The sequence below is a fragment of the Acanthopleuribacter pedis genome (assembly GCF_017377855.1).
GTDB classification, from domain to species: domain Bacteria; phylum Acidobacteriota; class Holophagae; order Acanthopleuribacterales; family Acanthopleuribacteraceae; genus Acanthopleuribacter; species Acanthopleuribacter pedis.
This window is the reverse complement of sequence record NZ_JAFREP010000004.1, coordinates 480,195-493,473: the sequence shown is the minus strand read 5'-3', so window position 1 is coordinate 493,473 and position 13,279 is coordinate 480,195. Positions and strand designations below refer to the sequence as shown.

The following is a 13,279-nucleotide window of genomic DNA, read 5'->3' as shown; positions in this document are numbered from 1 at the left end:
GAGGCATCGAATTCATAGCTGTAGCCGGTATAGCCGCCGTTGGCGTGTTGGATGGCCGACACGCGGCCAAGCGCCTCGTAATTCAGGGAAACCCGGTATCGCCGTGAGCCACCCAGGTCACGGTAAGGCACGCTGCTGAAATCGGTGTGTTCGATTTGGGGGATGAACACCTGGTATGTCTGTACCCGGTTGGCGCTGTCGAACGCGTCGTAGGTGATGGTTACCGGGTATTGGTGGTTGTTGAATTGGGTGGCCTCAATCAAACGACCGAGCGGGTCAAAGGTGAACGAAGAGAGCGGCTGTAAAACACCGGGTGCTTCCAGCGTGGAACCCAACTTCTCAACCAAACGCCCTGCATCGTCGTAACGAAACACCCGCCGCATTTTTTTGTCATTGATCCCGCCGTGGTATTGCTCCTCAAGCAGGCCGTCCGCATCGTAGTCGTAATGAATCGGGTGTTCGATTTCGGGATGGTTTTCGGCGACCAGGTCACCCAAGAGATTGGTGACCGTGACACGTTCCATGGATGGGTCGTCATAAGGCCGCGTGGTGATTTCCACACCGTTGGTGTGCGGCGCATAGTCAAAAATCACCGGTTGTCCGTTGGTTTCGGCACGCACCAGCCGTGTGGCGAGATCCGTTTCACTGGTCCTGGTTACCGTGGAAACCCGCGTCCCTGGGAGCCGGGGTTCAATCGGCAGGCTGCTGTAATCTCGGGTCCGCGCCACGGTCGTTTCGGTCACGACCGTGGCCCCGTCTGCCTTGGTTGCGTATTGGAAATCCGTTTGCAGCAACACCAAACCGTCCCGTATATCCTCGTGCTCGGCGCGGGTTGGTCGTCCATACACGTCAAGGTGGTAGGTCCAACGGCCGTTTTCCGCTTCCAGGGCTTCCTTGGTTCCGAGCGGTGAATAGCCATGGGTACGGGTGTAGATGTGGCTTGGCGAAGTTTGGCGCGTTTCCAGATGAACGCGGCCCCAATCATCCAGGGTCACCGTCTCAACCGGAACCCGTTCCGCGATGGTTCGCGTCGCAATCGGGAAAGGCTGATCCTCGGCCAGGCGGAGCCCTTGGCCCAATTCGTAAAAGGTCGCCGCCGTGGCGGGCAACGTCCCCGGCGGCGAGAACTCGGTCATCAACGGCGCGGTCGCGGGGACCTGAACGCTGGTCAAGCGAAGGTCGGCGTCGTAGCCGTAAACGGTGGTGACGCCGTTGATGGTTTCGTTGGCGATGGTCCCATCAAAATCGACGGTTCGCGAAATCGACTCACCCTCGGGCAAGCTAATGCTTGCCGCCTGGCCGTATTGGTAGCTGTTGTAGGTCGTCAGCCCACGTTGACCGAGGCGTTTGGCGGTGCGCAAACGCCCGCGATTGTTTCCCTCCTGGATGTAGCTGTAGCGCTCGGTGCGATAGGTGGTGCTGTCTTGCCAGTGTTCAACTTTGGTGGGGAAGGGGACGTTTACGCCCTCGTAGCGGTAGCTTGTTCGGCCAAGCAAGGTTTCGCGGTCGACCTCAACCAGCGTTTGTTGGTCGCTGGTGAGCAGGGCCAAGGCATATTGATGAAGGGTGGTGTTGTCATCCCAGCCGAAATTGGCGACAAAGCGGTGGTCATAATCGAATTCACGCACCAATGAAACGTTGCCACCACGGGCCTGGCGGGTGATCTTGACCGGTTGGAGAAATGCCTCGCGGAAGTTACCGGGTTGCCAATTCCCGCTTTCGAACCAGGAATAATCGTAGTTGGTGTCGAGCCATTGACCGTAATCTGTTGCGCGTATTGGCGAACGGCGCTGACCGAGACGTTGTCGCCCCCCGCGTGCGCGGCGATGCTCAGTTCCGGGGTGTAACGCCAGGATTCGTTGAGGGTCGTGCCACGGTATGAGGTTTGCTTGGCGCGCGGACGGCCAACCAGGTACCCATCCGTGAAAACCCGGTAGTTGGTTTCAAGAAGTGGGGTGTTGATGTAGGTGGTGGTGCGCTGGAAAGCATGGGCGCCGTTCGTTTGGGTAACGGTCACGTCCAGTGCGCCTTGACCGGTTGCGCTTTGCCGTTCTTCCTCAACCGACCACTGGCGGTAATCAAAAGCGTAACGGCCGCCACCGTGGCTGATCCCACTGATTCGGGTAAAAAACCGGTAGCGAGGTTCCAGCGTCACGCAATCATCAACACGGCGGTTTGTGCAATCACGCGCATCCGGTTGGAGGTACTCAAAACGTTGGGTGTCGTATTGGTAGTGAACGGTGCCACCGGTTGGCAGGGTCAAAGCCGTAAGTAGGGGCTTGCGCTCACCGACGTCTTCCATGGTGAAAACCGTTTCGTAACCCTCGGGCGTGATCACCTTGTGAAGCGTGGTGTGGGAAGTACCGCCCGCTGAGATCTGGCGGTAGGTGAACCGCTTCAGCAGCTTGGTGTTTTGTCCGGCTGCCAACGTAATGCGCTCAAGAAGATTGCCCTGGTAATGGAACACCAAACTTCGGCCGTTTTCGTCCGTGACCCTCTCTATGCGGGGAAAGTCGGGGAGCGTACCGTCTGGATCGGTTCCACCAACGTAATCAATGCGCAGCAACCGGCCGCTCGGCGACCAAATCTGTGTGGGGTAAAAGGTCACACTGCTTGCATTGGCTGGGTTGGTGACATAACGGGTTGCCCGATATTCGGTTTTCTGACCGTTCGGGTCCGAAAGCACATAGGGAAAATACGAAAACCCCTGCAAACTGGAGCCGTCCGAGCGTCGCCCGCGGCTGATTCGGCGAAGTTGGTCATCGATGAAGTGGACGTCGGCTTGGTTGGGCACGCAGCCACCTGCCGCGCAGTGATCCGAGGCGCCGCCGTCTTGCGGGTCTGCTTGGAATACGCCGTCGCGGCCGAAGGTGGTGACATTCCCGGCGGTGTCCACAAAACGAACCCGCTCCCAATCGCTCGAACCGGGGGCACCGTAGATTGCGTTGCGCGCGATGATATACCCGAAATGAAGGTTCCAACCCTCGCCGATCACGGAACCGGTGTCGGGTTCGTTCATCGGACAGAGCCGGAAACCACTTTCGTCATTGCAGACCTTTTGCTGGTAGGCCTTGTAAATCGGGCGAATGCTCAGCTCGGGAACACCGATTGGGTCAAGGCTAACCTGAAGTTTTCCGGTGAATTCGTTGACACTGGAATAGGGCGCGGCGATGTTAAGGCCCAGGTGATCCGCGTCGGAAGAAAGCGGAATCACGCCGGCCACGGTTCCGGTAACGGCGGGGTTCAGATGTTGGGTTTCCTCCTGAAACGCCAGATTAAATTGAAAAGGGCAAACAAAAAACAAAAGGCCCAACAGCAAACGAACGCGCGTACATGAGGCGGCACAGCGACGTTCAAAAATGAAATCGCGGGTCATAAAGGCTCCTAGCAGGTATAGGAAGATTTAGCTTAAGAAAGAAAAATAGAGGGGTGACCCATCGCTGGTTTGCCGGAGAAGCAGCCTAATGGATCAGAATCAAAGCCGGCCGGTGTGCCCACGGCGAACGATGGGTGGAAGCGAAAGGAAAAATGCGAGGCCTTCCAGTAGGCTGGGCGCAACGCGAGCGCGCACCTGACCGGGAAAAAGGACAAGGGCTTTGGCGTGTGATCTCCTTGGGAGAGATCGTTCTTTCCTTTGGGTGATTCCGAATATTAAACCCAAACAGAAAATAAACAGGCTAAGAATTTCGCAAAAAGATTGCCGATAGAAATTCGCAGCAAACAAAATAAATCTTTAAAACTGCTGCTTAATCGATCAGACCAACCACTAAAGTTGGATTATTTTCACCGCCCCATTCGTTTGCCGACCGAGCCCTTTTCGTGACAGCATCTATGGCCGACAAGGAGCCCTCATACAGGATGTCACGAATGATCGTCTCCTTGAGGGAGCCGACACGTTTTGGCCCCTCGCCGATTCATGGTTCGCGCCGTGCGGTGATGGAAAATCGCTTGAAACACTGCAAGCGAACGGATGCGTTGGCAACCGGGCACAAAAAAAGCGGGTTGTTCCTACCCATCATAGGGACAACCCGCGAGCGTCGAGAATACCGCGGCGTCATGCTGCTTTCATGACGCCCGGAGGAGCAATGCAAAAGGTTGGTGGCAACGCACGCCGGCGTCGCGGCTTAGCGCATCACTTCGATGCGATGGCGTTCAAACTTAGGGTCGGCGACCAATTTGCCAAAAGACGTGTCAATCAGGTCCTGCAACCACAGATCCAACTTGTTGCGACCGCGCTCGCTGTATTGCTCGAACGCGTTAAGCACCACTTCTTCCAGCAAATGACTTTGGTTAAAACCATGGCCGATCATGAGCGCGGCATGGGTGTCGTTTTCACAATAACGGGCGACCGCGGCGCCCAATTCCGGCTCCCAGGGCGTCAGCCCTTCGCGAAATGCACGGTAATCACCGGCTTCCACGGCCTGGTCCAAACGTTCCAATGACGCCGCATCCGGGGTTACCACCGGAACCTCGCCCATTTCAGGCGTTTTGTGGTAACGATGCTCGCCTGATAATTTGGCTTTGTAGGTTTTGACCTTCAACATCAACTTGCGGATGCAACGCAGGTAGGCACTGTGCATGTCCAGGTGCCGGTCACCGGTAAACAAGGTGTCGTTTGGCAAACGCAAAGCTGTTTTTACGTGGAACCCGCCCTTGGGATATTCGTGGATGTCAACGTGGAGGTCGGCAACGGGAAAATCGGCGACAAGATCTTCAAGCTTGCCGGCTTCGCCTTCAAGGCGCGTGCGATTGCGGCCGCCTAATTCGTAGTTGTGTGTGCGGAAAACAACCGTCATGTTGGTTTTGGTGGTGTTCATAGGGTCCCCTTTCTTGGTCGACGGATCGGCCGGTTGGTGTTCATCGCCGTAGCGGAGTGTTCACCCACCCATAGAGCACAGGCCGTGCCGGCTTCTCCTCACCAAATACAAACCCTTTATTTGTATATGCTTAAAGAAAAATCTCACGCTTTCCTCTGCTTAGGAAACCACGTTCAAGCCCGGTCCGCTTGGTAATTTTCCGCGATCAGCGTCATTTTCCGCACCCTACCACGGCAGGCGGATTCCTACGCATCCCATGGGTACCCTCCTGATTCACTCGGAACACCTAAGGAAAAAACCCAAAAAAAGGAAACAGAAAACACTTTAACAATCACAAACAATACTATTAAAGATAAATCATTTAGCCTAATTCATTCGAAAACACGAGATTCTCCGGCAACCCCGGATAGTCGCACCATGTAATCAATTCCCGTTTGTAATGCATGCCGCCATGCCTTCATGGTTCGGCTGTCGCAGTCAGGATCGAGCTCTTCAACCGTGGCCAGAAAACAGTTCATCCACATGTGAAAATGACGAACTTGCACATTGAGTCCATCCGGCCCGTGTTTTTCTGCAAGCTCTTCAAAACCAATGGGTATATCGGACTGAGAACCAACGTGAAGAATGGCCTGGAGCGAAATCTGAAGCATCTGGATTTGCCGCTCGATATCAATCCCATCGAACATATCGCGAATTTCCGGCGATTCATTCATAAAGCGGCTATAGAAGGTCCCCAGAAAAAATCGCCAACCGGCGTGACTTTCATTGGTAATACGTATCAAACTTTCATAAACGGGATGAGGTGGCCTCATGGCTTTTCCTTTTTGAAAAACCTTATCGAAGCACTATCCAAGAACCCTTAATTTTGTGGATATACCAGTATGGTCAGGCCCACAAACACCAAACAAGCCCTGAGACGCAGACGCCGAACCCGTTGGTTGCGGGTTCGGCGCTCCCATCCATTGAGCCCATGACGGATTAGCGACCGAGCAACGTCACCCCTTTGTGGTATTCGCTCCAGATGTACCAAAAGGTATCCATGCCGCCCAAGGGCGCCAACACCGTTTTGCCGTCGGCAAACCGACCCGTCGTTGGATCCAAGGCACCGTATTGGGGCGAAACCCAATCGACACCCTCTTTCTTGAGCTGAACGGCTTGACCCTGAACGACCAGCCGGTAGGCACGGGTCGACCGGTAAACAACGTCGTCGTCATGGCGAAACAAGACCACCGCCACCTTACCTGCTTTGCCAACCCAACCCCCCGCCAAGGTCTTGTGGCGAAGCGCGAAGACGGTTCCGTCCAATTTGAAACCGTATACCGGTTCTTTCAGTGGTAAACGTTTGTCAGGGTCTTTTACCGGTCGGAAGGGTTTGTCGTTGTGGAAGTAGTTGTCATAGGGATTGTCGGCGGAATGTACCTTGCCGTCGACCTGAAGGAGCATCGTCGCCGGATATTTTTCCAGCCAGGCATCCCAACGGGTTTTTTGCGAAATCGGTAATTCGATGAGGCCGCGCCCTTGCATGGGTCCGCCGACGGCCTCGGACGAAATCACCGCCCAAAACGAGTCTGTTTGGTCGTCCATCATCACCAGCGCGTTGTGGTAGAGCGCCCCGGACGTATTGAACTCAAGTACTTTTCCATCCACCTTGCGGTCGTACACGACGGCCGTATTGGCGAGGGGTCACCAGGTGGTGGCAATGGGTTTATCGCCGACGAAATCGTTAACGATTTCGTGTTTGTTGAGTAAGTTGATTGAATAGGCCTTGGCTTCGCCGCCGTGATACACACCGATCACCCACGCATCCGCGGGCATGTCGGCGTCTTTGCCCTGAACGAAGGTAGGCTGGTACACGGCGGGAATTTTGCCGCGATCCAACAGCTTGCTAAAGCCGGGTTGCTGCTTGAGATCTTCCAGGGTTCGAAAACCCGCTTCTTGCGCGGGAAGCGGCAACCCGAAAAAGGCCCCGACCAACAGCAGCGTCAGGTACTTCAACATAAAATTCTCCTCGGTTTGTGCCATTGAGGTCCAGACGGAAAACGCCGGCTCCCAGCGGTTTATTCCTCGCGGCGAAAAAAAACGTCACAAAGCAGCAATTCGCTTGGCCAATGCCGCGGGGGACGCAACGATTTCGTACATCGGCCGTTCGCTCTGGTACAAGAAGCCGGCCTGTTGCAGTTGGTCGAAAAAGGCCAGCAAGGTATCGTAGAAGCCGTCGGTGTTGACGAACCAAATGGGTTTGTCGTGGTAGCCGAGCTGACGCAAGGTGATCACTTCCAGCACCTCGTCCAGGGTACCCATCCCCCCGGCAAGCGTAATAAAGGCGTCGGAGCGTTCGATCATTTCGGTTTTTCGGTCGGCCATGCCGGTGGTAATGATCATTTCGTCGGCACCCTCAAAGGCAACCTCACGGGCGCGCAAACGCTCGGGAATCACACCGATCACCTCACCACCGCGGCGTTTCACCTGATCGGCAACCCGACCCATCATGCCCACGCGACCCCCGCCCCACATTAATCGGCACCCCTGATCCACAATCAGGTCACCGGTCTCATCAGCGGATTGAACATACTTGGCATCCAGGTTATTGCTCGAAGAACAAAAGACACATAGGGTTTTCATGTTGCGTGGTTCCTTCTCAGCCAAACGGGCTAACTGCTTTTTTGTCAAACACGCACCCAACCGCAAGGCCGGTGCGGCGGGGTCCTTGATGTGGGTTGATTCAAGCAAAAAGCAGGAATTGGGGCAAGCGGGGAAGCGCTTGCCGATGGGAGCTGCCCCAACCCTAGCCCGCAATTCTCACAAGAATTCGTCGCGAGAAACAGAACGCCTAGTGGGTACGAAGATTACGACCAAGAGACGGCACAGGGGTCCGACCCTTCGCGGGGCCGACCTTTCGCGGGGCCGACCTTTCGCGGGGCCGACCTTTCGCGGGGCCGACCCTTCGCGGGGCCGACCTTTCGCGGGGCCGACCTTTCGCGGGGCCGACCTTTCGCGGGGCCGACCTTTCGCGGGGCCGACCTTTCGCGGGGCCGACCTTTCGCGGGGCCGACCTTTCGGCGTAGCAGCTGAGGCGAAGACGGTTCGGCCGAGTAAGGCGGATGGCCGCCCCGCGGATGGCCGCCCCGCGGATGGCCGCCCCGCGGATGGCCGCCCCCTCCTAAACGCATGGCTTTCGGCTTCGTAGCAGAATTCCTTGTGAGAATTGCGGGCGAACCGGTTTTTCCGCCCATAAGTTAATGCACCAAGCCAAAATGACGACAGACATTACATGACCTGAAACCGAGAAGTTCGCACCCATGGGCATCACGCGAAATTTTCGGGCCGCGCGTTAACCCGCGTTTCCAACGCGATCCCCCATGGGTTCCCCCGGCGAACCATGTCGGTACCCATCGGTGAAAACCGTCGCGCGAATTTGACTCCGCCGCCGTGCAACCACGGCCTAAAAAGGGGCGTCCCGCTTGCTCTGGCGTTCAATTTCCAAAAAAACCCTGCTGTTGTTGCTCCTCCTGGTTTCCTTTCCGTTTATCGAGTTGGCGATCAGCCGCCATCACGGCCCCAAACTGTCGGATACCATGAGCCACACCTTGACGCAAAAGCGCCAGTGGAACGACATCCTCAATCGCATCTCGGACAACGCCGCCCAAATGGAACTCCATTACCGCCACGCGCTGCACCACGGAGACAAGGACACCGCCGAGGAGGCCCGGGACTTCTTTACCAAAATGGATGCCGCAAGCGTGGAACTCAACCAAATCACGCCCATGCCGGAACTGCGCCGCTTCCGTGATGCGGCCCGTCGCTACAACGACATGAACCGCGAAATGGTGCTGCGCCTTCAGGAGGTTCGCGCTCGGGACGTCGTTCCTCGCGAACAAGAAACAGCACTCGTGGAAGCACAAACCCGTTATGAACGCGAGCACCGGGCTTGGCTGGAAGCACGCAACGCGTTCATGGACGCGCAACGACGTGCCTTCCAAAAAGAGGTGGGTAACTGGACCACCAAAATCGGCCTCCTCGAGCAGGGCGCGGCCACCCTGTGGTTCCGCAGCCTGATTTTTCTCTCGTTACTCACGATGGTTTCCTTCGTGGTATTCCAAGTGCGCCGCGCGAAACTTTTGGCGGCGAACCAAGCGCTGGAAGCCGACCTCGCCCGCCAAAACGACACCTTGCAGGAAACCAACCGCCGCCTGGAAAGCGAAATTGAAGAACGCAACCTCGCCGAATGGGAAGTCCGCAAACGCCTGCACATGGAGGAAACCCTCGGCAAAGCATCCGGTATGCTAACCCTCCCCCACGCGCCGCGTTTTGACAGCTTCCTCGAACTGTTGGCCGAGGTCATGAGCGTGGATCACGCCTTCATCGCCTTGTTCAAGAAAGGCAAGCTGGAGATCGCCAACACCTTTCAATGGCACGCCCCGGAGGCCAACGGCGAGGCGGCGGTAAAGGCGTTTATCGGCCTGGAACTGATTCATTTTCCCTGGTGGTACGAACGGGTGCGTGCCAACGAACCCCTGGCGGCGGAGTCCCTGCGCGACCTTCCCGAATCGGCGGACGCGGAACGGACCTTTTTCAGCGAGATCGGGTTCAAAGCCTTTTTGTTTTTGCCGGTCCGCACGGTTGATGATGAAACCATCGGCTTTATCGGGTTCTTCGACATGCAAAACGAACAGACCTGGCCGTCGACGGGCATTCGCATGTTGTTTTTCGTCTCTGAACTGCTGGCCAACTATTTCGCCCGCCAAAAGGCCGAGGACCAACTGCGCCACGACGCGTTTTACGACCGCCTCACCGATCTGCCCAACCGTATTTTGTTCAAAAACCGCTTGGAACACGCCATTCAAAAGTGCAAGCGCTACCACGAATACAACTTTGCGGTGTTGTTCCTCGACCTCGACCGCTTCAAAGCCGTCAACGACACCATGGGCCACCTCGTCGGCGACCAGTTGCTGATCGAAGTCTCCGACCGTCTCAATGAAACCGTGCGGCCGGGCGACACCGTGGCCCGCCTCAGCGGCGATGAGTTCTCCATCCTCCTGGAGAACATCATGGAAATCGAGGAGGTCATTCGCGTTGTTCAGCGCATCGAGGTTTCTATCAAGGAACCCTTCCACCTCAAAGGCAAGGAGGTCCATATCTCCTGCAGCATCGGCTTGACCCAAGGCAATTTGGACTACAAAAGCGCGGAAGCCGTCATCCGTGACGCCGACATCGCCATGTACCGTGCCAAAACCTTGGGCAAGGCGCGTTACGCGGTATTTGACAAGGAAATGCACGAAAAAGCCGTCTCGGCGATGGACATCGAAAGCAGCCTGCGCACCGCGATTGAACGCGATGAATTCGAACTTTATTACCAACCCATTTTGTCTTCCGAAACCGACCGGGTCATCGGTGCCGAGGCACTGATTCGGTGGCGCAAAAGCGACGGCGGCATGATTTCCCCGGGTGAATTCATTCCCATCGCCGAGGAAACCGGCCTGATCCTGCCGATTGGGGAGTGGGCCCTGCGCACCGCCTGTCGCCAAGCCGTCGTTTGGCGCGACATGGGTTTGCCGGAAATCACCGTGGCCGTGAACATTTCCGCACGCCAATTACAACGCCAAGATTTGGCCCATGTCACCCAGGCATTGCTGGAAGAGGCGGGCCTTGAAGCACGTTTGCTGAAAATAGAACTCACCGAAAGCGCCGTGATGGCCGATGTGGACCATGCGATTGCTATCTTCAAGGATTTGGAGCGCATGAACATCAAGATTTCGGTGGACGACTTTGGTACCGGCTACTCATCGCTGGCCTACCTCAAACGTTTCCCGATCCATACCTTAAAAATTGACCGCTCATTTATCAACGGCATCCTCGATAATGAGGATGACCGCGCCATTATCGGTTCCATTATCGCCATGGCCCACAGCTTGAACCTACGGCTGGTGGCCGAGGGCGTTGAAACCGAGGCTCAGTACGAACTCTTGGGCAAACTGGGCTGTGATGAAATTCAGGGTTATTACTGTAGCCCACCCGTCCCCGCTGCTGACTTTGTCGCCTACGTGCAAAAAAACCACGAACTTCAACCAGCCAACAACACACCGCGGGGACAGCCCGTTTCCGAGGCGGCCGACACGCAGTGAGCGGCCCGTTTCGCGGCCGAGAACCCAGGTGGATAGGGGGTAACGGGAAATGGTGAATACGCAAGAACTACCCGAGGGATTGCGTTCGATTTTGGCCCAAGTCGGCGACGGTCCGCGCATTTCAGCCATGCTGCAATGCACGGATATGTTTCGCGAATTTTCACGAGACGACCTGCTTCTTGTCGCGGATCAAGCCCAAGTGGTGGTCGCCGAAATTGGTGTGTTTTTGATGCAGGAAGGCGAAACCATGCCCCGTCTTTTCCTGCTCGTCGAAGGACGACTCGACATTCTCAAAAAAAATGAGGCCGGCGGTATGCAGCGCATCACCGCGATTGAACCGGGCAGCGCGGTCGGTGAAATGGCGCTCCTCGACGGCCAACCCATTTCGGCCTCGATTCAAGTGGTCGCGCGCGCCACCCTGATCCTGTTCTCCGAATCCAACCTCAACTCCATGGCGGAGCGGGCGCCCGCCGTTTACATCAAAATCCTCAAAAAAATCGCCCGCCAGACCAGCTTGCGCCTGCGTCAAACCACCAACCTGCTCAACAAAAACTTGCAGCAAACCGCCGACCTCACCGAGGCCTTCCAGCTCGCCATGTCGCAAAGCAACCCCAAGGAACGGGAAGACTTGCTGGCGAGCATGAGCCACGAGTTGCGCACCCCCCTCAATGCCATTCTGGGGTACACGGAATTGGTGGAAGAAGAAATCATGGAAAGCAAAACGGTGGAAAACATCGGCGACTTGAAACGCATCCAGGTCGCCGGCCGCCACATGTTGAACCTGATTAACAACATCCTCGATTTTTCAAAAATGGAAGCCAAACGCATGGACCTACACGTGGAGTCCATTTCCGTGCCGACCCTACTCGAGGACATCAGCGGCATGGTCAAGCCGCTGGCACTGGTCAACGACAACCAGGTCCAGGTGATTTGCCCGGAAAACCTCAGCCGCATTGAAGCCGACACCCTCAAGGTTCGCCAAGCCCTCATCAACCTCATGAGCAACGCCTGTAAATTCACCGATCACGGCGAGGTCGTTTTGTCCGTCAGCGTGGTGGAGAGCGAGGGCAAGGACTACGTTTTGTTCGCCGTTTCGGACAACGGCATCGGTATGAGTCAGGATGAGGTCGCCCAATTGTTTCAGGAGTACAACCAAGTCGGCGAGGGTGGCAAACATACCGGCACCGGTCTGGGTTTGTACCTGAGCCGCAAATTCTGTCGCATGATGGGCGGCGACATTGAAGTGGTCAGCGAAAAAGGCGTGGGCACCACCTTCACCATGCGCCTCCCCGCCAAGCAGCCCGGTCGCATTCGCGCGGAACAATAAGCGGCGCTAACCATGTTCCTCGCTTGAGTCCCGTAACACTGCCGCGCGCACCTCGGCAAACCAATCGGACCAGGTCGCCGGCGCATCCTGCTCCCAGCGCATCGGCTCGCGTCGGGTCGGGTGTTCCAAGCCAAGCTGAAAGCAATGGAGGGCGAGGTTTTCGCCGTCGAAGCGACGCGTGGCGCGGTAGCGCAAATCACCCAACAACGGGAACCCCCGTGACGCGAATTGGACCCGAATTTGGTGGGGTCGGCCCGTTTCCAGTTCCACCGCCACTAGGGTCGTGTCCTTATGGTATGCAAGCGCCCGCCACCGCAGGGCCGCGTATTTCGCCTTGGGATTTTTTTGGGAGACCACCGAAACCACCCGCCCGGATTTGATGAGGTAATCTTCCCAACGTCCCGCGCCGTCCAAACGGCCTTGAAGTAGTGCCCAATAACGCTTATGGGGTGTGCGCGCCTGGAACTGGCGGGTAAGCCGGGCGGCGGCCTTGGAGGTTCGCGCCAGCACCATCAGGCCGGAAGCAGGACGATCCAAACGATGAACCAAACCCAAATAAACCTGGCCAGGCTTCTGATAAGTGTCTTTAACCCAGCTTTTTGCAAGGGTAAGCAGGTCGATATCACCCGTTTCGTCGGCTTGGGATAACAAGCCTGCCGGCTTGTTGACCACCAGTAGGTGATTGTCGTGGTAGACGACGGAAAGATTGGATCGTGATTTCAAAAGCACCTCCGCGGCCGCCCACCGGGGGCGCCGCGGGCATTTTACCGGGAAAGGGCGGCCGATACCACTGCCTAGCGCGGCACTTTGTCACGGCGGGCCTGCCGAAAAGGGGGCGAGGCCAAGAGAATTCCGGCTTGAATTCTCACGTCATAAACCTTTTATTCCCAATAAAAATCATCCTTTTGGTGATGTTCTTCGAAAAAAAAGACGATAGGAAAATCATGACTTCACATGGCTCTATTTAGGTTGGTGCGATGCGACCCGCAACAACACGCGGTCGTATTGCGAAA

General features: G+C 56.4%; 8 protein-coding genes. 2 read left to right on the top strand and 6 right to left on the bottom strand.

The genetic code is table 11. The annotated features are described in order from the left end of the window. Positions 1-1,459 precede the first annotated feature (1,459 nt). From J3U88_RS06760 to J3U88_RS06735, 5 genes are all read right to left on the bottom strand, one after another. Entirely contained in the window at positions 1,460-3,376 is a 1,917-nt protein-coding gene (locus J3U88_RS06760; protein WP_207857759.1) for a hypothetical protein, read from the bottom strand. 748 nt (positions 3,377-4,124) lie between these two features. Then, a complete protein-coding gene (locus J3U88_RS06755) occupies positions 4,125-4,817 on the bottom strand; it encodes an HPF/RaiA family ribosome-associated protein (protein WP_207857758.1) in 693 nt (230 codons plus the stop codon). 371 nt (positions 4,818-5,188) lie between these two features. Next, positions 5,189-5,629: a globin family protein gene (locus tag J3U88_RS06750; RefSeq protein ID WP_207857757.1), complete on the bottom strand. Its 441-nt coding sequence runs from the start codon at positions 5,627-5,629 to the stop codon at positions 5,189-5,191. 166 nt (positions 5,630-5,795) lie between these two features. After that, positions 5,796-6,815 carry a DUF3179 domain-containing (seleno)protein gene (locus J3U88_RS06745; RefSeq protein ID WP_279382484.1) on the bottom strand — a complete coding sequence of 340 codons (1,020 nt, stop codon included), beginning with the start codon at positions 6,813-6,815 and terminating at the stop codon, positions 5,796-5,798. 84 nt (positions 6,816-6,899) lie between these two features. Beyond that, the gene (locus tag J3U88_RS06735) at positions 6,900-7,439 is read right to left on the bottom strand and encodes an LOG family protein (RefSeq protein WP_207857753.1); all 540 of its coding nucleotides are present in this window, start codon (positions 7,437-7,439) and stop codon (positions 6,900-6,902) included. 839 nt (positions 7,440-8,278) lie between these two features. On the opposite strand from J3U88_RS06735, the gene J3U88_RS06730 reads away from it, so the two are divergent. Next, on the top strand, positions 8,279-10,939 hold the full coding sequence (locus J3U88_RS06730) for a putative bifunctional diguanylate cyclase/phosphodiesterase (RefSeq protein WP_207857751.1): 2,661 nt from the start codon (positions 8,279-8,281) through the stop codon (positions 10,937-10,939). A 49-nt stretch (positions 10,940-10,988) separates the two neighbouring features. Next, the gene (locus J3U88_RS06725) at positions 10,989-12,266 is read left to right on the top strand and encodes an ATP-binding protein (RefSeq protein WP_207857749.1); all 1,278 of its coding nucleotides are present in this window, start codon (positions 10,989-10,991) and stop codon (positions 12,264-12,266) included. A gap of 6 nt (positions 12,267-12,272) precedes the next feature. Here J3U88_RS06725 and J3U88_RS06720 read toward each other — a convergent pair whose 3' ends face one another. After that, positions 12,273-12,989: an RluA family pseudouridine synthase gene (locus J3U88_RS06720; RefSeq protein ID WP_207857748.1), complete on the bottom strand. Its 717-nt coding sequence runs from the start codon at positions 12,987-12,989 to the stop codon at positions 12,273-12,275. Positions 12,990-13,279 lie beyond the last annotated feature (290 nt).